Origin of the sequence: Halomonas koreensis (assembly GCF_031451675.1) — a bacterium.
GTDB lineage: Bacteria > Pseudomonadota > Gammaproteobacteria > Pseudomonadales > Halomonadaceae > Halomonas > Halomonas koreensis.
On record NZ_JARWAK010000002.1, the window covers coordinates 258,542 to 276,022 of the forward strand.

17 protein-coding genes are annotated in these 17,481 nt (G+C 71.8%); 7 read left to right on the forward strand and 10 right to left on the reverse strand.

The genetic code is table 11. From position 1 onward, the window contains the following. The first annotated feature begins 84 nt into the window (after nt 1-84). Nucleotides 85-1,140: a GGDEF domain-containing protein gene (locus tag QC818_RS03390; protein ID WP_309651437.1), complete on the forward strand. Its 1,056-nt coding sequence runs from the start codon at nt 85-87 to the stop codon at nt 1,138-1,140. Here QC818_RS03390 and QC818_RS03395 read toward each other — a convergent pair. Both QC818_RS03395 and QC818_RS03400 read right to left on the reverse strand, forming a co-directional pair. After that, nucleotides 1,130-1,789, reverse strand: coding sequence for a metallophosphoesterase (locus QC818_RS03395; protein ID WP_309651438.1), 660 nt, complete (start codon nt 1,787-1,789; stop codon nt 1,130-1,132). The two genes, QC818_RS03390 and QC818_RS03395, sit on opposite strands and share 11 nt — an antisense overlap. Nucleotides 1,790-1,849: 60 nt before the next feature. After that, nucleotides 1,850-3,556 (reverse strand): potassium/proton antiporter, encoded by a 1,707-nt coding sequence (locus tag QC818_RS03400; RefSeq protein ID WP_309651439.1) that lies wholly within the window; start codon nt 3,554-3,556, stop codon nt 1,850-1,852. Nucleotides 3,557-3,726: 170 nt separating this feature from the next. On the opposite strand from QC818_RS03400, the gene QC818_RS03405 reads away from it, so the two are divergent. Beyond that, nucleotides 3,727-4,905 (forward strand): ABC transporter substrate-binding protein, encoded by a 1,179-nt coding sequence (locus QC818_RS03405; RefSeq protein ID WP_309651440.1) that lies wholly within the window; start codon nt 3,727-3,729, stop codon nt 4,903-4,905. A gap of 4 nt (nt 4,906-4,909) precedes the next feature. Here QC818_RS03405 and QC818_RS03410 read toward each other — a convergent pair whose 3' ends face one another. The 3 genes from QC818_RS03410 to QC818_RS03420 form a co-directional block, all read right to left on the reverse strand. Beyond that, on the reverse strand, nt 4,910-5,689 hold the full coding sequence (locus tag QC818_RS03410; RefSeq protein WP_309651441.1) for an alpha/beta fold hydrolase: 780 nt from the start codon (nt 5,687-5,689) through the stop codon (nt 4,910-4,912). A 22-nt stretch (nt 5,690-5,711) separates the two neighbouring features. Beyond that, on the reverse strand, nt 5,712-6,395 hold the full coding sequence (locus QC818_RS03415) for a 7-cyano-7-deazaguanine/7-aminomethyl-7-deazaguanine transporter (RefSeq protein ID WP_309651442.1): 684 nt from the start codon (nt 6,393-6,395) through the stop codon (nt 5,712-5,714). A gap of 123 nt (nt 6,396-6,518) precedes the next feature. After that, nucleotides 6,519-8,429 carry a propionyl-CoA synthetase gene (locus QC818_RS03420; RefSeq protein ID WP_309651443.1) on the reverse strand — a complete coding sequence of 637 codons (1,911 nt, stop codon included), beginning with the start codon at nt 8,427-8,429 and terminating at the stop codon, nt 6,519-6,521. 321 nt (nt 8,430-8,750) lie between these two features. Between QC818_RS03420 and QC818_RS03425 the strand changes: the two genes are divergently transcribed. Beyond that, complete coding sequence (locus QC818_RS03425) at nt 8,751-9,077, forward strand: ArsR/SmtB family transcription factor (protein ID WP_309651444.1); 327 nt, start codon at nt 8,751-8,753, stop codon at nt 9,075-9,077. Between the two features lie 6 nt (nt 9,078-9,083). On the opposite strand, the gene sohB is transcribed toward QC818_RS03425, so the two are convergent. After that, nucleotides 9,084-10,118: a protease SohB gene (sohB, locus tag QC818_RS03430; RefSeq protein ID WP_309651445.1), complete on the reverse strand. Its 1,035-nt coding sequence runs from the start codon at nt 10,116-10,118 to the stop codon at nt 9,084-9,086. A 130-nt stretch (nt 10,119-10,248) separates the two neighbouring features. Between sohB and QC818_RS03435 the strand changes: the two genes are divergently transcribed. Then, nucleotides 10,249-10,560 (forward strand): SCP2 sterol-binding domain-containing protein, encoded by a 312-nt coding sequence (locus QC818_RS03435; protein WP_309651446.1) that lies wholly within the window; start codon nt 10,249-10,251, stop codon nt 10,558-10,560. Between the two features lie 13 nt (nt 10,561-10,573). Here QC818_RS03435 and nudC read toward each other — a convergent pair whose 3' ends face one another. The 4 genes from nudC to QC818_RS03455 are packed head-to-tail and all read right to left on the reverse strand — an operon-like array spanning nt 10,574 to nt 13,383. Next, on the reverse strand, nt 10,574-11,347 hold the full coding sequence (nudC, locus tag QC818_RS03440; protein WP_309651447.1) for an NAD(+) diphosphatase: 774 nt from the start codon (nt 11,345-11,347) through the stop codon (nt 10,574-10,576). Continuing rightward, on the reverse strand, nt 11,347-12,105 hold the full coding sequence (gene dnaQ, locus QC818_RS03445; protein WP_309651448.1) for a DNA polymerase III subunit epsilon: 759 nt from the start codon (nt 12,103-12,105) through the stop codon (nt 11,347-11,349). The genes nudC and dnaQ overlap by 1 nt, the downstream gene beginning before the upstream one ends. 43 nt (nt 12,106-12,148) lie before the next feature. Then, nucleotides 12,149-12,583, reverse strand: coding sequence for a ribonuclease HI (gene rnhA, locus QC818_RS03450; protein WP_374710049.1), 435 nt, complete (start codon nt 12,581-12,583; stop codon nt 12,149-12,151). Nucleotides 12,584-12,615: 32 nt separating this feature from the next. Next, on the reverse strand, nt 12,616-13,383 hold the full coding sequence (locus QC818_RS03455) for a methyltransferase domain-containing protein (protein ID WP_309651450.1): 768 nt from the start codon (nt 13,381-13,383) through the stop codon (nt 12,616-12,618). A gap of 97 nt (nt 13,384-13,480) precedes the next feature. Between QC818_RS03455 and gloB the strand changes: the two genes are divergently transcribed. The 3 genes from gloB to QC818_RS03470 all read left to right on the forward strand — a co-directional run bounded on the left by gloB (nt 13,481) and on the right by QC818_RS03470 (nt 17,392). Continuing rightward, nucleotides 13,481-14,248, forward strand: a complete 768-nt coding sequence (gene gloB, locus QC818_RS03460; RefSeq protein ID WP_309651607.1) for a hydroxyacylglutathione hydrolase — start codon at nt 13,481-13,483, stop codon at nt 14,246-14,248. A gap of 67 nt (nt 14,249-14,315) precedes the next feature. After that, a complete protein-coding gene (locus QC818_RS03465) occupies nt 14,316-15,506 on the forward strand; it encodes a transglycosylase SLT domain-containing protein (RefSeq protein WP_309651451.1) in 1,191 nt (396 codons plus the stop codon). A gap of 56 nt (nt 15,507-15,562) precedes the next feature. After that, nucleotides 15,563-17,392, forward strand: a complete 1,830-nt coding sequence (locus QC818_RS03470; RefSeq protein ID WP_309651452.1) for an extracellular solute-binding protein — start codon at nt 15,563-15,565, stop codon at nt 17,390-17,392. Nucleotides 17,393-17,481 lie beyond the last annotated feature (89 nt).

Sequence of the window (17,481 nt, forward strand, 5' to 3'; positions counted from 1 at the left end):
AGCATGGCATGATCGGCCGGCACCAGGGGGCACGGCCGACGCCCCGCCATCAAGATACGCGACCGGCGGCGACACGGGGAACCGATGAAGATAGCAAACTGGGGGGATTGGCTGCTGGTGAAGGCCGATGCCCGACGAGGAGCGGACCCCCGCCGGGCCGAGCTCGCCAACTGCTTCCTGCTGATCATCGCGCTGATCTCACTGACCTTTGCCCTGGTGAACCTCCTCGTGTTCGACGCCACGGCATTGGCCATGGTGGAGCTCGGCGTGTTCGCCCTCGTCGCCCTGGCGCTGGTCGACATCCGGATCACCCTCAATGTCGAACGCTCGGCCTGGGTCACGGTATTGGCCAGCGGCGGGCTATCGGCCTACTTCTACTGGTACGTCGAGGCCAGGCCCTTCGCGATGGTATGGGTCACCTTCTTCGCCCTGATCAACTTCTTCCTGCTGGGCACACGTCGAGGATTGCCGGTCTACCTCGGGTTCTGCGGCATCATCCTGGCCATCATCCTGCTGTATCGGGGCACCTGGCCGGCCCTGGCCTCGAACGCCGCCCTGGTCAACCTGCTGGGAGCCATGGCCGGCTTCGGCACCGCGGCCTTCTATCAGGAGCACTCCCGGGAGACCGCCCACCGCCGGATCGAAACCCTGGCCAACCGGGACAGCCTGACCGGCCTGTCCAACCGGCGCCACTGCCGGCAACGCTTCGAGGAAGCCCGGCAGGCGCTGTGTCGGGGGCAGGGTCGGTATTCCCTGATCCTTGTCGATATCGATCACTTCAAGCGCGTCAACGATAGCCATGGGCATGCCGCGGGCGACCAGGTGATCGTCGCCGTGACCCGGCGCCTGCTCGCGGCGGTGCGCCCGGAGGATATCGTCGCGCGCATGGGCGGCGAGGAATTCTGCGTCGTCCTGCTCGGCTGCGACGGCCGAGATGCCCGGCGTCGTGCCGAGGCGTTGCGCCAGGCCGTCGGGGGTACGCCGGTAACCGTGGAACGGGCCAGCATCGAGGTCACCATCAGCGCCGGCGTCGCCGACGGCGACCCCTGCACGCTGGACTTCGAGACGCTGTTCGAGGCCGCCGATTCGCGCCTCTACGCCGCCAAGGCGCAGGGCCGGAATCGCGTCGTCAGCGAGTAGCGTCCCCGGTCGCCAGCAGCTCGCGCGCCTCGACCAGCGTCAGGCGCCCGGTGGCGAAGGCCCCGGTATCCAGGTAATGGACATTGCCCAGGGTGATCGGGGCCTCGAGGATGGTGTGCCCCACCACCACCGCCTCGATGCCGCGCACCGGCGTGGTATCGCCCCGCCGGATCCGATCCCGCCCCCAGATCAGCCGGTGGCGATCGCAGCGTTCGATGTCCGCCCAGTCGGCCGGGGGTTCGGCATGCACCAGGCCGATGCGCCGGCCGTCGACCTCGATCTCGCGCGCCAGGGGCAGTCGGGCCAGGGCGGCCTCCAGCAACGCGGCGAGCGACGCCCGATCCTCCTCCAGGGCCCAGCCGCCGCCGTTGATCACCCACAGGGCCATGGCGTCGTCGTCCCCGAACAGCGCCTCCCGGGCCAGCTGCTCGTGGTTGCCGCGCACCGCGAAGCACCAGGGCGCCAGGGCCAGGCCCAGGCAGTCCCGGGAGCGCGGGCCGCGATCGATCAGATCGCCCACCGGGAACAGGCGGTCGCGGGCGACATCGAAGTCGACGGCCTCGAGGGCGGCCATCAGTCGATCGTACTCCCCGTGCAGGTCGCCGACGAAGAAGTCTCGCCCGCGGGGGTTCGGCGCGTGTCGGATCATGGCTCCTCCTCTCCCTCAGGCGGCCGGAGGCGCCCGGGGGTTCCATGCGTGCCGCGGCGCTCAGTAGAGGCGCAGGCCGACCCGGGTGATGCGGTTGCCGTCCATCTCGTTGACCACCCAGTGGATGCCGTGCCAGTCGACGTCGTCCCCCACCACCGGATGGCCGCCCACCCGCAGCGAGATGAAGTCGGCAAGGGTCATGTCCTGCTCGCCGGGACTCAGGGTCAGGCCGTAGGCCTCGGCGATGTCGCCGAGCCGCGCCTCGCCGTCGAAGTTGAAGGCCCCGAAGAAGGCGCTCTGGCGGCGCAGGGTGGCATCGCCGTTGAACAGCCGGTTGAGCGCCGCCAGGTCGTCGCCGCGGCCGATCACGCAGACCACGTCGTCGCGGCACAGCCGCGTGGCCCCCTGGGGATGCAGCATCACGCCGTCGCGGAACAGCGCGGCGATCATGGCGCCGGAGGGAAAGCGCAGCAGGCGGATCGGCACGTCCTCCAGGTCGGCGCTCTCGACCCGGTAGACGAACATCTCGTAGTCGTTGTCGGCCTGGATGCCCAGCGGCCCGCGCCGGTTGGGCGTGACGCTCGGCGGGATCTCGACCCGCAGCCGCCTGGACAGCCACGGCAGGGTGCCGCCCTGGATCAGCAGCGACAGCAGCACCACCGCAAAGGCCACGTTGAAGTACAGGGAGGCGTTCTCGACCCCGCCGATGACCGGGAAGATGGCCAGCACGATCGGCACGGCCCCGCGCAGGCCCACCCAGGCGATGAAGGCCACCTCCCGCCAGCGAAAGCGGAAGAAGGGCCACAGCGAGACCACCACGGCCAGCGGTCGGGCGACGAAGATCAGCGCCAGGGCCACCTCCGCCGCGGGCAGCGCATAGGCCATCATCTCGCTGGGCGTGACCAGCAGGCCCAGCACCAGGAACAGGCCGATCTGGCTGAGCCAGGCCAGGCCGTCATGGACCGGCAGGATGAAGTTGAGGTGGCGGCCGGGGCGATTGCCGATCATCAGTCCGGTCAGGTAGATGGCCAGGAAGCCGCTGCCGCCCAGGACGCTGGTCAGGCCGAAGACACACAGCCCCAGCGCCAGGGCCAGCAGCGAGTAGAGCCCCGGCGCCAGGTCCAGCCAGGCCAGCAGGCGGGCGATCAGCCAGCCCGCGCCGAGGCCGATGGCGATCCCCAGGCCGAACTGGCGCACGAAGAACAGCCCGGTGGAGAGCCAGCCGCCGATGTCACCGACCAGCACCTCCACCAGCATCAGCGTCAGGAAGATCGCCATGGGGTCGTTGGTGCCGGACTCGATCTCCAGGGTGGCCCCGACCCGCTCGTTGAGGTTGATGCCGCGACCGCCGAGCATCGAGAACACCGCCGCGGCGTCGGTGGAGCCGACGATGGCGCCCACCAGCAGCCCCTCCACCGGGCCGAGCCCGAACACCCACATGGCGATGCCGCCCACCACCGCGCTGGTCACGAAGACCCCCAGGGTGGCCAGCGACAGCGCCGGGCGGAAGCCGACCCGGAAGGTCTTGAGCCGGGTGCGCAGGCCGCCGTCGAGGAGGATCATCGCCAGCGCCAGGTGGCCGATCAGGAAGGCCAGCGGGTAGTCGTCGAACTCGATGCCCAACACGCCCTCCTCGCCGGCCAGCATGCCGAGCCCCAGGAAGATCAGCAGCAGGGGCACGCCGACCAGGGTGGAAAGCCGACTGGCGAGCACGCTCAGGGCGATCAGGAAGCCGCCGAGCAGGAAGAGGGTGTTGATCGTGTCCATGGCATCCTGCCTCAGGAAGTGTCGGGAGTATCGCACGCCGCGCGGGCGCTCGCGATGGCGACGCCCCGTTGATCGCCGCGCTGGCCAGGCGGGAGCGGGGCTCGCTAGACTAGGCGCGTCTTGCCCCCGCCCCGGCACCGCCGTGCCGGGGCGTCGCTGGAGTCATTCACATGCGCGCAACTTCCGGTCATTCGGCCCCGCCCCGCGTGCGGGCCTCGCTGGCCCTCGTCGCCCTGCTGGCCCTGCCGGGCCACGGGCTGGCCGACGCCCCGACGCCCCCCGAGGCGGGCTACCCGCCCCTGGGCACCGAGGTCATGGTGCCGGACCTGTCGCCCGCCGAGGCGACGCCGGACCCGATCGCGGCCTTCCACGGCCTGACCGGCGGCCCGGCGGTGGACACCCCGACCCGGCCCACGGCGCCGGCGGTGGCCGTGGGGCCCGCCGAGCCCATCGCGCCGCCCCCGGTCAACCGCCTGAGCGTGATGCTCGACTGGTATCCCAGCCCCCGGCATGCCGCCCTCTACGTGGCCCAGGCCCGGGACCTGTTCGCCAGCCGCGGTCTCGAGGTCGAGCTGCGCGCCCCCGCCGACCCCGACGTCCCCACCAAGCTGCTCGCCGCCGAGCGCGTCGACCTGGCGCTGACCCGCCAGCCGCTGCTGCACCTGATGGTCGATCGCGGCCAGCCGCTGGTGCGGGTGGCGACCCTGGTCGGGGTGCCGCTGGCGGCGCTGGTGGTGCGCGAGGACGCCGGCATCGAGGGGCCGGGGCAGCTGGCCGGCAGCCGCCTGGGCCACGCCGACCTGGACGACGAGGCGGTGCTGCTGGCGAGCCTGCTGGCTCGCCACGAGATTCCCCGCGAGGCGCTGGACAGCCCGGACCTGCACTTCCGGCTGGAGGAGGCCATGCGCGAGGGCCGGGTCGACGGGGTCATCGGCGCGGTGCGCTACCTGCTGCCCCGAGCCCTCGCCGACGAGGGCCTGGCCACCCGCACCTACACCACCGACGCCATGGGCGTGCCGCGCCACGACGGCCTGATCCTGGTCGCCAACCGCGAGCGGCTGGTCCGCCAGCGGGACGCCATCACGCGGCTGGTGGACGCCCTGGAGGAGGCCACCGCCTGGCTCGTCGAGCATCCGGAGCAGGGCTGGGCGCTGCTGGCGGCCACCGAGCCGGCGCTGGACACGCCCACCAACCGGGCCGCCTGGCCGGCGGCCCTGGCGCGGCTGACGCTGACGCCGGCCGCCCTGCACGCGCGCCGCTACGCCGACTTCGAGCGCTTCCTCAACGAGCAGGGCCTGGTCTCGGCGACGACCCCGGTCGCGCGGCTGGCCATCGACCCCAACCGCTGAGCCCTCAGCCTGCCTGGCGGGCCAGGAAGCCGTTGACGGCCGCCTGGAAGGCCTCGGGGCGCTCGGCGTGCAGCCAGTGCCCGGCGTCCAGGGTCTCCAGCTCCGCCCGGGGCAGCACCTCACGCAGGGCCGGGAGCATGGCGTCGGTCACGTAGGCGGAGCGAGCGCCCCGCACCACCAGGGTCGGCCCCTGGTAGGCGCCCTCCCCGGCCGGCGGCGCCATGATGGCCGGATAGTCGGCCTCGATCTCGTCCAGCCCGATGCGCAGCGCCAGCGCGCCGTCCTCCCCGCGCACCAGGTTGGTGGCCAGGAACAGCCGGGTGGCGCGCTCGTCGACGTGCTCGGCCATCAGCGCATCCGCCTCGCCGCGGCTGGCCGGGCGCCCCTCGCGGACGCGCCGCAGGGCGGCGAAGACGCTGTCATGGCCATGGCCGTAGGCCTGGGGGGCGATGTCGGCGACGATCAGCGAGGCGACCCGGTCCGGCGCCAGGCGCGCCAGGCTGATGGCCACCTTGCCGCCCATGGAGTGCCCCAGCAGGTGCGCCCGGGGGATCTCCAGGCGATCGAGCAGCGCCAGCACGTCGGCGGCCTGGTCGGCGTAGGCCATCCCCGGGGCATGGGGCGAACGGCCGTGGTTGCGCAGGTCCACCGCGATCACCCGGCGCTCGGCCTGCCACTGCTTGAGGTGGGAGCGCCAGTTGTCGGCGCTGCCGAGCAGGCCATGGATCACCACCAGCGGCACGCCGTCGCCGCCGGTGTCGAGATGGTTGAGGGCGAGGGGCATCTGCGGCCTCCTTGTCGGGATGTCAGTGGCGGGCCCGGGCCGGCTCCGGGGCCAGGTCGTCATTGCCGGTGAGATCCACCAGGCGCCGGGTCAGGGTATTGAGCAGCACGCCGTAGAGCGGCAGGAAGAAGGCCAGGCTGATGACCAGCTTGATGCCGTAGTCCACCCAGGCGATCTCCGGCCAGTGAGACGCCATGAAGGCATCCGGCCCGCGGTGGAAGGCGATGGAGAAGAAGGCGAAGGTATCGGCCAGGTTGCCCAGCAGGGTCGACATGGCCGGCGCCACCCACCAGGCCTTGAGCCGTCGCAGCCGGTCGAACACCGACACGTCGAGCAGCTGACCCAGCACATAGGCCATGAAGCTGGCCAGGGCGATCCGCGCCACGAAGAGGTTGGCCTCGCCCAGCGCTCCCAGGCCGGCGAAGTCGCCGCGGGGAAAGACCACCGACACCACGTAGGAGATGACCAGCGCCGGGAACATGACGCGCAGGATGATGGCCCGCGCCGGCTCCTTGCCGAACAGCCGCACGGTCAGGTCGGTGGCCAGGAAGATGAAGGGGAAGCTGAAGGCGCCCCAGGTGGTATGCAGCCCGAACAGCGTGAACGGCAGCTGGACCAGGTAGTTGCTGGCGGCGATCACCAGGATGTGGAAGGCGACCAGCCAGGCCAGGCAGCGGCGGGTCTGGGCGGGGGACAGCTCGAACATGGCAGACCTTTTTGGCGGGAGGGGTGAGGGAACCCTCGTCGAACGCAAGGCCGGGGCTCCGGCGGACGGGCGCGCATTATACGCGCCCGCCCGAGTCCCGCCAAACGTCCCCCGCCGGCCGGCCTAGACGTGGCGCGCCTGCTCGGCGCTGCCCAGGGAGCGCGCCTTCATCGCCTCGTGGACGTCGGTCAAGCTTGCCGGGTCGTCGATGGTCGAGGGCACGCCGAACTCCTCGCCGTCGGCGATATGGCGCAGCAGCTTGCGCAGGATCTTGCCCGAGCGAGTCTTGGGCAGGCGGTCCACCACCAGCACCTGCTTGAAGCAGGCCACCGGGCCGATGCGCTCGCGCACCCGGGCGATCAGCTCGTTCTCCAGCGCCAGCTCGTCGCCGTCGAAGCCGTCCTTGGGGATCACCAGTCCCACCGGGACCTGGCCCTTGAGGGCGTCGTGGATGCCGATCACCGCGCACTCGGCCACCGCCGGGTGGCCGCCGACGACCTCCTCCATTTCGCCGGTGGACAGCCGGTGGCCGGCCACGTTGATGACGTCGTCGGTGCGCCCCATGATGAACAGGTAGCCGTCCTCGTCCAGATACCCCGCGTCGCCGGTCAGATAGTAGCCCGGGAAGGCCGCCATGTAGGCGCCGTGGAAGCGCTGGGGATCGCGCCAGATCCCGGCCAGGCAGCCCGGCGGCAGCGGCTGCTGGATCACCACGCTGCCCTGCTCACCCGCCGGGGCATCCCGCCCCTCGCGGTCGAGGATCCGCACGTCGAAGCCCGGCACCGGCACCGTGGCCGAGCCGGCCTTGGTGGGCATCGGCTCCAGCCCCTGGAGGTTGGCGGCGATCGGCCAGCCGGTCTCGGTCTGCCACCAGTGGTCGACCACCGGCAGCGCCAGCAGGTCCTCCAGCCAGTGGAAGGTCGGCGGGTCCAGGCGCTCGCCGGCGAGATACAGGGCCTTCAGGCAGGAGATGTCGTGCTCGCGCAGGTGCGCCCCGTCCGGGTCCTCCTTCTTGATCGCCCGGAAGGCCGTGGGCGCGGTGAAGAAGGCCTTGACGCGATACTCGGCGATCAGCCGCCAGAAGGCGCCGGCGTCCGGGGTGCGCACCGGCTTGCCCTCGTAGACCAGGGTGGTGCAGCCGCGCAGCAAGGGCCCGTAGACAATATAGGAATGGCCCACGACCCAGCCCACGTCCGAGGCCGAGAAGAACACCTCGCCGGGCGCCATGTCGTAGACGGCCTCCATGGAATAGTGCAGCGCCACCCCGTAGCCGCCGGTGTCGCGCACCACGCCCTTGGGCTTACCGGTGGTGCCGGAGGTATAGAGGATATAGAGGGGATCGGTGGCCTTGACCGGCACGCACTCGGCCGGCGCGGCGGATGCCTCCAGGCTCGCCCAGTCGTGGTCGCGTTCGCCGAGCTCGGCCTGGCACTGCTCGCGCTGCAGGATCACGCAGGCCTCGGGCCGATAGGCGCTCTGCTCGACGGCGGCGTCGACGATCGGCTTGTAGGGCAGCACCTTGTCGACCTCGATGCCGCAGGACGCCGCCACCACCACCCGGGGCTCGGCGTCCTCGATGCGCACCGCCAGCTCGTGGGGGGCGAAGCCGCCGAAGACCACCGAATGCACCGCGCCGAGCCGGGCGCAGGCCAGCATGGCGACCAGCGCCTCGGGCACCATGGGCATGTAGATGACCACCCGGTCGCCCTTCTCCACGCCCAGGTCGCGCAGCGCCCCGGCGAAGCGCGCGACCCGGTCGCGCAGTGCGGCGTAGCTCAGGGTCGACCGCCCGCCGGTGACCGGGGAATCCCACAACACCGCCGGCTGCTCGCCCCGCCCCTGCTCGACGTGGTGATCCAGGGCGGCGTAACAGAGGTTGAGCTCGCCGTCGGGATACCAGCGGGCATGTCCCTGGTCGTCGTAGGTCAGCACCGTGCCGGGCGGCGTCACCCAGGGCAGCCGCCGGGCCTGCTCGGCCCAGAAGGCCTCGGGATGCTCGATGGAACGCCGGTATTCGCTGCGATATGCGGACATGACACGCCTGCCTGTTTGTTGTGTGAGTGTGCTTGCCGAATTGTTGACACTCTAGATCACGAGACAGGCAAAAACCTCAGACGAAGGGCTAATCTTCGACAAAAGGACGAACGGCGCACGAACATTGTCGACAAGAAGTGCCGAATGGGCCCCACGGCCGGTGACGCCGGCCGGCGTGGACTATTATTGAGTAATGACTGAATCAGAAAAGCAGCACGGGCCCGGCCCCGGAGGGGAACGGGACCGGCACGAGACGACATCCGGGGCCTGAACGCGGCGAGGGAGGGCCACCAGCCGCCCCATCAGCGCGGGGGAAGCACCATGAACCATGCGCACGGCCAGGCGGCACGCCTGCTCGAGGGGGGAGACCCGGTCATCGACCAGGCCAGCGCCCTGCTCAAGGCGATGGCCAACGACAACCGGCTGCGAATCCTGTGCCTGCTCGACGGCACGGAGCTCTCGGTCACCGAGCTCAACCAGCGACTGGCCCTGAGCCAGTCCGCCCTGTCCCAGCATCTGGCGATCCTGCGCCGGGAGGCGCTGGTCACCACGCGGCGGTCCTCCCAGACCATCTACTATTCGCTGCAGGGTGAGCGGGCGCGCATCATCCTCGAGGCCCTGAACCGCTTGGGCCTGCCCGACGACTGAGCGGCGTCAGCGCTTCTGCCAGCCGCGGGCCTCCAGGGCCTCGAGCCCCCGCTCCAGGCCCTGCTCGACGCCGCGGGACACCGCCAGCCCCAGCCGGTCGGCCAGGTTCCGCCGGCGCTCCAGGCGCAGCGACACCACCCGGGCCTGGTCGAGGCGCTCCCGGAGATAGGCCTCGCTGGTCCCCACCTCGTCCGCCAGCCCCTTCTCGACCGCCGCCTCGCCGTACCAGACCTCGCCGGTGGCCACCGCCTCGATGTCCAGCCCCGGGCGCCGCGCCGCCACGTGGCGCTTGAACTGCCCGTGCACGGCCTCCAGGTCCTCCAGGAACTTCTCCCGGCCCTCCTCGGTGTTCTCGCCGAGCACCGTCAGGGTGCGCTTGTAGCGCCCCGCGGTCAGCACCTCGACATCGACGTCGTGGCGCTTGAGCAGGCGATGCACGTTGGGCAGCTGCGCCACCACGCCGATCGAGCCCAGCACCGCGAAGGGCGCCACCCGCAGCCGATCGGCCCCGCAGGCCATCAGGTAACCGCCGCTGGCGGCGACCCGATCGACGCACACCGTGGTCCGCATGCCCGCCTCGCGCAGCCGGTCCAGCTCGGCGGCGGCGTGGCCGTAGGCGTGGACCAGCCCGCCCGGCGACTCCAGCCGGATCACCGCCTCGTCGCCGGCCTCGGCGACGTCCAGCAGCGCCGACACCTCCTCGGCGAGGCGTCCCGCCCCGCTGGCCTTGAGGTCGCCGTGGAAATCCAGGACCCAGACCAGCGGCGTGCGTTCCGCGCCGCCACCGGCCTTGCCGCGAGCCTTGTCATCGCGACGGAAGGCCTTGCGCAGGCGCTTGCGCGCCCCGGGCGGGCTGGCGACCAGCTGCAGGCGGCGACGCCGGCGACGGCGCTCGCCGTTGAGCTCCTCGAGCCGCAGGCGGCTGCGCTCGCCCTCCCCGCCCCGGGCGCGGATCAGCGCCGCCGCGGCGAGCCCGACCACGACCACCACCGCCAGCAGCTGCGCCAGAAACATGCCGAAATCCGTCAGCCATTCGTTCACCGCGTCTCTCCTTCGGGGGTTGGGGCCTCCATCCTGCCCCCCGCCACCGGCGGCGACAAGCGCGCTTGATCGCGTCCGCGGTTTTCCCTACGCTCGCGGATCGATTCCCCGACGACTCCCGGAGCCCTCCATGTCCGACACCACCCTCGACAAGCTGCATGCCCGCTTCGACCCCCAGGCCGCCCGCGGCATGGACGAGGTCTTCCAGTTCCACTTCAGCGACGCCGGGGACTACCACCTGGTGGTGCGGGACGGCGAGCTCGAGATCCACGAGGGCGCCCACGAGGAGCCGTCGGTCAGCCTGAGCCTCAGCACCGACACCCTCAAGGGCGTGATGCGCGGCGAGATCAGCGGCATGAGTGCCTTCATGAGCGGCCGGCTCAAGGCCACCGGCAACGTCATGCTGGCCACCCGCCTGGGCAGCCTCTTCCCGGGAGCCTGAGCGCCGCCGGAGCTCAGGCCCGGGCGCCGACCTCGGCCAGGTGGGTCTCGATCAACGCCCGGGAGATGGAATAGGGCGGCGGCAGCCGGGGCAGGCGGCGCGGGGCGAACCAGGCCGCGTCGCTGATCTCCCGCTCGTCGATGCGGATCCGCCGGCTCGCCGCCTCGGCGAAGAAGCCCAGCATCAGCGAATGCGGGAAGGGCCAGGCCTGGCTCTGGAAGTAGCGCAGCCGCCCCACCGTCAGCCCGACCTCCTCGAAGACCTCGCGCCGCACCGCCTCCTCGGCGGACTCGCCCGGCTCGATGAAGCCGGCCAGGGTCGAGTAGCGCCCCGGCGGGAAGCGCGGGCTGCGCGCCAGCAGCATGGCCTCGCCATGGGTCACCAGGGTGATGATGCACGGCGAGATACGCGGATAGTTGCGGTGCCCGCAGCGCGCGCAGTGCATGGCGAACTCGCGATCCAGCCGCGAGGCGGGGGCCCCGCAGCAGCCGCAGAAGCGATGATGGCGCAGCCAGGCCCCCACCTGCAGGGCCGTGGAGACCAGGGCGAACCAGGACTCCGGCAGCCGCGCAAGCCAGGCCCGGCCGTCCGGCCAGTCGTCGCCGGCGGCGTCCTCCACCGACAGCGCCACCGGCCGGTCACGCCACCAGCACAGCGGCTGCATGGCCGCCGTCCAGGGCTGCTCGGGCTGCAGCGGGCCGCCGTCCGGCCCCGGAGCGATGCGCCCCGCCGCCAGGCGGATGACCGCGCCGGCCGCGGCCTCGACCGGCAGCTCGCGGCGCAGCATCAGGGCGCCTCCCGGCCGGGCCAGCCCTCCAGGCCGTCCCAGCGGCACTCCCCCGCCGCCTCTCGGATCCGGGCCAGCTTGTCGCGATGGGCCTGCCATTCGGCCTCGTCCGGGGCCTGCACGCGCAGCTGTCCCGGGGACAGCGACACCCGCCGCAGGCTGGGCCCGGCGCCGGCGTCGGCCTCGCCGTCATCGACGGCCGAGGCGTCCAGGGTCAGGGCGGTCTGGCCGCCGGTCATCGCCAGGTAGACATCGGCGAGGATCTCGGCGTCGAGCAGGGCGCCGTGCAGCACCCGGTGGCCGTTCTCGATCTCGTAGCGCTTGCACAGCGCGTCCAGGTTGTTGCGCTGGCCGGGATGCTTGTCCCGCGCCATCACCAGGGTGTCCAGGATCCGGCAGTGCTCGGCCACCGGCCCCAGCCGGGGTTCGCCGCGGGCGGCGTTGAGCAGGCCCAGCTCGTGATCGATGAACCCCACGTCGAAGGGTGCGTTGTGGATCACCAGCTCGGCGCCCTCGATGAAGGCCCAGAAGTCGTCGGCGATCTCGGCGAACAGCGGCTCGTCGGCGACCCGCTCGTTGGTGATGCCGTGGACCGCCATCGCCTCGGGGTCGATCTCGCGCTGGGGATTGATGAACTGGTGATAGGTGTTGCCGGTCAGCCGGCGATTGACCATCTCCACCGCGCCGATCTCGATCAGGCGGTGACCGTCCCGGGGATCGATGCCGGTGGTCTCGGTATCCAGAATGATCTGGCGCATGGGCTCGCCTCTCCTGCTCGGCGTTCAGGGTCGCGCCGGGACCTCAGGCCCCGGCCTGCATCTCGTCGATGGCCTCGTTGGCCAGGCCGTCGGCCCGCTCGTTGCCGGGGTGGCCGCTGTGGCCCTTGACCCAGTGCCACTCGATGTCGTGGCGGCGGGTCTCCTCGTGGAGCTCGCGCCACAGCTCGGCGTTCTTGACCGGCTGGCGGGAGGCCGTCTTCCAGCCCCGCTTGATCCAGCCATGGATCCACTCGGTGATGCCGCGGCGCAGGTATTCCGAGTCGGTCCACAGCGCCACCCGGCAGGGCCGCTTGAGCTCGCGCAGCGCCATGATGGCGGCCATCAGCTCCATGCGGTTGTTGGTGGTCCGCGCCTCGGCGCCCTTGAGGGGCTTCTCGTGGGGCCCGCTGATCAGCAGCGCGCCCCAGCCTCCCGGCCCCGGATTGCCCCGGCAGGCGCCATCGGTGTAGATGGTCACCTCGGGCCTTGTCCCGTCCTGTGGTGTATCGCTCACCCTCGCTCGCCCTCTCCGGTCAGGGCCCGGCCGGACGCGCTGCCCAGGGTCGAGCCGGCCAGCGGCGCCGGGAAGACCACCCGGCCGCGTCGGGGCTGGATCAGCTGGGCGCGGGGCCGGGCATGAATCATGAAGCTCTCGCCCAGCGGCAGGTTGTGCCGCCGGCCCAGGGTCTCGAGCATGGCGTTGTGAGCCTGCCCGCCGGGCAGGCGAAAGCCGCAGTAGTCTACCCGCTGCGACTCGAAGTCGACAAACGCCAGCCAGTCGGCCAGCCGGCCCGGCGTCCGCCAGTGCCCCCGCCCGGGCAGGTGGCGCCGCCGGCCGGGCCACAGCCGGGCCAGGCCGCCGGGGCCGAGGGGATTCCAGCCGAACAGCAGCAGATGGCCGTCATGGGCGGTGACCCGCGCGGCCTCCTGGAGCAGGTGGTGGGGATCGGCGACCACCTCGAGCAGGTGATGCACCACCACCAGGCTCAGGCAGCCATCCGGCAACGGCAGCGCATCGGGGGGGCAGACCAGGGTGCTCTCGGCCTCGGCGAGCTCCCGGGTCGGCGCCCAGCGCATGGGATGGCGCACCGGGCACATATCGGTGAGGGTGGGCGCCAGGCTCATCTCCAGGCCGTGCACGCCGAACCAGCGCTCGCACAGCGGGCCCAGGCAGGCCCGCTGAGCATGCCAGAGCCCCCGCCCCGGCGGCGTCGCCCAGAAGCGGCGACCCTCCCGGACCCGCCGCGCCATGGCCATCGCATCCTGCGAATTTGACATGATCCGCGCTTCTCTCCAAAGTAGCCCGTTTTGTGGAACCCCGATGATTCACGGCGCCCGCCGGCTCGAGCGAGCCAGGCGCGAGGACCCCGAGCCCATGTTGAGCGTGACACCGATTCCCGCCTTTCGCGACAACTATATCTGGATGCTGCGTCAGGACACGAGCGACGACGTCTGCGTGGTCGATCCCGGCGATGCGGCCCCGGTCATCGAGACGCTCGAGCGCGAGGGCCTCAAGCTGGGCAGCGTGATGATCACCCATCACCATCCCGACCACGTCGGCGGCCTGCCCGAGCTGATCGCGCGCTATGCCCCCCGGGTCATCGGCCCGCACAACCCGGCCATCGAGGGCATCGACGAGCGCGTCGGCGCCGGCGACGAGGTGCGGGTGATGGGGCGCCTGTTCGAGGTGATGGAGGTCCCCGGCCACACCCTGGACCACATCGCCTTCTTCACCGCCGGTATCCCGCCGCTGCTGTTCTGCGGCGACACCCTGTTCAGCGCCGGCTGCGGTCGCCTGTTCGAAGGGACCCCCGAACAGATGCATGCCTCGCTGACGCGTCTCGCGGCGCTGCCCGAGGACACCCTGGTGTTCGCGGCCCACGAGTACACCCTGGCGAACCTCGCCTTCGCCCGGGCCGCGGATCCCGACAACCCCGACATCGATGCCGCCGAGCAGGAGTGCCGGCGGGCTCGGGAGCTCGAGCGCCCCACCCTGCCCAGCCATATCGGGCGGGAAAGGCGCATCAACCCTTTCCTGCGCTGCGACGAGCCGGGGGTGCGACGCGCCGCCGCCGCTCGGGGCGACAGCGACGACGCCCTGGCCACCTTCGCCACCCTGCGCGCCTGGAAAGACTCCTTCTGAGACCCACCCGTCGGGCGCAGCGTTCCGCCGAGCGTCGGCATCCGCGCATGCGCCTCGGAGGCCCTGCATGACCTATCACACATCGCGCCGACGACTCCTCGGATTCGCCAGCACGATCGCCCTGACCGGCGCGCTGCTCGCCGGCGCCTACACCAAGGCGTCGAGCCTGCCGGCCGGCCAGCTCGGCGCCGACACCCCGACCTTCACCAGCGGCTCGCGCGGTGAGCCCGCCGGGGGGCGCCACTTCTGGGACCAGCTGGACCTGGAATCCGCCGACGCCTGGTCCCGGCTGCGCGCCAACTTCCGCTGGCAGGACCAGTGGCGCCAGGGCGCCGGCCACGAGCGGGTCCAGCACTGGATCGACGAATACAGCGAAAGCCCCCACAACATCCGCGAGATCACCGAACGCGCGCGCCCCTGGCTGGCCTGGATCCTGGAGCGCGTCGAGGCCCGCGGGCTGCCCGGCGAGATCGCCCTGATCCCCTTCGTCGAGAGCGCCTTCGATCCCGAGGCGCGCAGCCGCTTCGGCGCCGCCGGCCTGTGGCAGATCATGCCGCGCACCGGCGATGCCCTGGGCCTGCGCCGCGGCCGCGGCTGGGACGGCCGCCTCGACGTGGTGCGCTCCACCCGGGCGGCCCTGGACTACATCGAGGATCAGGCCGCCCAGTGGTACGAGGGCGACATCGAGCTGTCGCTGGCCGCCTACAACGCCGGCGCCGGCACCGTGAACCGGGCCCGGCGCCGAGCCCTGGCCCGGGGACTCGACGGCGACTACTGGGACCTCGCCCTGCCCGACGAGACCATGGACTACGTGCCCAAGCTGCTGGCCATCGCCGCCATCATCGAGGCCCCGGAGCGCTACGGCGTCCGGCTGCCGGCCATCGACAGCGGCCCGGCCTTCGCCCGGGTCCCGGTGACCCGCCCGGTGCGCCTCGACGAGGCCGCCCGCCACGCCGGGGTCTCGACCGGGACCCTGAGCCGACTGAACCCCGGCCTGCGCGGCGACATCGCCCGCCCCGGGCAGGTGCGCGAACTGCTGGTGCCGACGGATCGCGCCGAGCGCCTGGTGGCGGCCCTGTCGCGTCCGGCCCCCGCCGACAGCGCGGTGCCCGAGGTGCACGTGGTGCAGCGCGGCGACACCCTCTCGGGCATCGCCTCCCGCCATGCCCTGGCCGTCGCCGACCTGGCCCGCTGGAACGACATCGACCGGCCCGACGCTTTACAACCCGGCCAGCAGCTGACACTTTCCGGTAGATGATCCCCGGACGGGCGCCCCGAGGCGCCCGCTCCGCCTCGGCACAAGGAATCCGACCGATGCGTGTGACCGTCCCGCTGCTGGCGGCCCTGGCGGCCCTGGCGGCCAGCCCCGTCCTGGCCGCCTCTCCCTCGGAGGTCCCCACCCGCCATGCCCTGGCGCTCTACGGCGAGCCGGCCCTGCCGGCGGACTTCGCGCACTTTCCCCATGCCGACCCCGAGGCACCGGTCGGCGGCACCCTCGCCCGCGGCGCCAACGGCAGCTTCGATTCCACCAACCCCTTCATCGTCCAGGGCACGCCGGCCTCGGGCCTGAACGCCATCTACGACACCCTGATGGTCGCCAACCCCGACGAGCCCTTCACCATGTACGGCCTGCTGGCCTCCGGCATCCGCCTGGATCCGGAACGCCAGTGGATCGAGTTCGACCTGCACCCCGAGGCGCGCTTCCACGACGGCCACCCGGTCGACGCCGACGACGTGGTGTTCAGCTTCGAGACCCTCACCGAACGGGGCCAGCCCTTCTACGCCGCCTACTACGACGATGTCCGCGCGGTGCGGGCGGTGGACGCCGACACCGTGCATATCGACCTCGCCGACAGCGAGTCCCGGGAGCTGCCGCTGATCCTCGGCCAGATGCCGATCCTGCCGGCCCACTACTGGGCGGACCGGGACTTCGAGCGGCCCACCCGCGACGCCCTGCTGGGCTCGGGGCCGTATCGCATCGAGCGGGTCGACCCGGGGCGGCGGATCGTCTACGCGCGGGTCGACGACTACTGGGGCCGCGACCTGCCGGTGAACCGCGGCCGCCACAACATCGCCCGGCTGGTCTTCGACTACTACCGCGACCAGACCGTGGCGCTCGAGGCCTTCAAGGCCGGCAACCTGGACCTGCGCATCGAGACCAGCGCCCGCAACTGGGCCACCGCCTACGACTTCCCCGCCGCCGAGGCCGGCTTCGTCGAGCGTCTGGCGGTGCCCGACGGCCAGCCCGCGGGGATGCAGGCCTATGTCATGAACCTGCGCCGCGAGACCTTCCAGGACGTGCGGGTGCGCGAGGCCCTGAACCTGGCCTTCGACTTCGACTGGCTCAACGAGCACCTCTTCTACGGCGCCTACGAGCGCACCCACAGCTACTTCGAGAACTCGCCGATGGCCGCCGAGGGGTTGCCCGGGGAGGACGAGCTGGCGCTGCTCGAGCCGCACCGCGACGCCCTGCCCGAGCGGGTCTTCGACGAGCCCCTGCCGGTGGACCACCCCGAGGCGATGCGCCCGCGTCTGCGCCGGGCCCTGACCCTGCTGCGCGAGGCCGGCTACACCCATCGCGACGACGGCACCCTGGTGGACGCCGAGACCGGCGAGCCCTTGACCCTGGAGGTACTGCTGTTCGACACCCAGTTCGAGCGGGTCGTCCAGCCGCTGCTGCGCAACCTGGCCCGGCTCGGCGTGCAGGGCGACATCCGCATCGTCGACGTCAACCAGTACCTGAACCGGCTGCGCGAGTTCGACTTCGACATCGTGGTGGGCAGCTTCCCCCAGTCCGCCAACCCCGGCAACGAGCAGCGCGAGTTCTGGGGCAGCGAGTACGCCGACGCCCCCCAGAGCCGCAACCTGATCGGCCTGGAAAGCCCGGTGATCGACGACCTGGTGGACGAGCTGATCGCCGCCGATTCCCGCGATGCGCTGGACACCGCCGCCCGGGCCCTGGACCGGGTGCTGCGCTGGGGCTTCTACGTCATCCCCCAGTGGCACCTGGACAGCACCCGCATCGCCCTCTGGGACAAGTTCGGCTGGCGGGAGCCCTTCCCCGAGTACAACCTGGATCTCGACGCCTGGTGGATCGAGCCCGAGCGCGCCGAGGCGATCGAGGCCCGCCAGCGCAATCGGTGAGCGGGGCTCGAGGTGTTAGGTGCGAGGTGCGAGGTGCGAGGTGCGAGGTGCGAGGTGCGAGGTGCGAGGTGCGAGGTGCGAGGTGTGAG

Coding starts and splice junctions, on each gene's coding strand:
- QC818_RS03415 (WP_309651442.1), bottom strand. CDS start 6,395: ATGTTCGAGCTGTCCCCCGCCCAGACCCGCCGCTGCCTGGCCTGGCTG.
- gloB (WP_309651607.1), top strand. CDS start 13,481: ATGTTGAGCGTGACACCGATTCCCGCCTTTCGCGACAACTATATCTGG.
- QC818_RS03470 (WP_309651452.1), top strand. CDS start 15,563: ATGCGTGTGACCGTCCCGCTGCTGGCGGCCCTGGCGGCCCTGGCGGCC.
- QC818_RS03405 (WP_309651440.1), top strand. CDS start 3,727: ATGCGCGCAACTTCCGGTCATTCGGCCCCGCCCCGCGTGCGGGCCTCG.
- QC818_RS03410 (WP_309651441.1), bottom strand. CDS start 5,689: ATGCCCCTCGCCCTCAACCATCTCGACACCGGCGGCGACGGCGTGCCG.
- QC818_RS03465 (WP_309651451.1), top strand. CDS start 14,316: ATGACCTATCACACATCGCGCCGACGACTCCTCGGATTCGCCAGCACG.
- QC818_RS03390 (WP_309651437.1), top strand. CDS start 85: ATGAAGATAGCAAACTGGGGGGATTGGCTGCTGGTGAAGGCCGATGCC.
- QC818_RS03435 (WP_309651446.1), top strand. CDS start 10,249: ATGTCCGACACCACCCTCGACAAGCTGCATGCCCGCTTCGACCCCCAG.
- QC818_RS03425 (WP_309651444.1), top strand. CDS start 8,751: ATGAACCATGCGCACGGCCAGGCGGCACGCCTGCTCGAGGGGGGAGAC.
- QC818_RS03395 (WP_309651438.1), bottom strand. CDS start 1,789: ATGATCCGACACGCGCCGAACCCCCGCGGGCGAGACTTCTTCGTCGGC.
- QC818_RS03400 (WP_309651439.1), bottom strand. CDS start 3,556: ATGGACACGATCAACACCCTCTTCCTGCTCGGCGGCTTCCTGATCGCC.
- nudC (WP_309651447.1), bottom strand. CDS start 11,347: ATGCTGCGCCGCGAGCTGCCGGTCGAGGCCGCGGCCGGCGCGGTCATC.
- QC818_RS03455 (WP_309651450.1), bottom strand. CDS start 13,383: ATGTCAAATTCGCAGGATGCGATGGCCATGGCGCGGCGGGTCCGGGAG.
- QC818_RS03420 (WP_309651443.1), bottom strand. CDS start 8,429: ATGTCCGCATATCGCAGCGAATACCGGCGTTCCATCGAGCATCCCGAG.
- dnaQ (WP_309651448.1), bottom strand. CDS start 12,105: ATGCGCCAGATCATTCTGGATACCGAGACCACCGGCATCGATCCCCGG.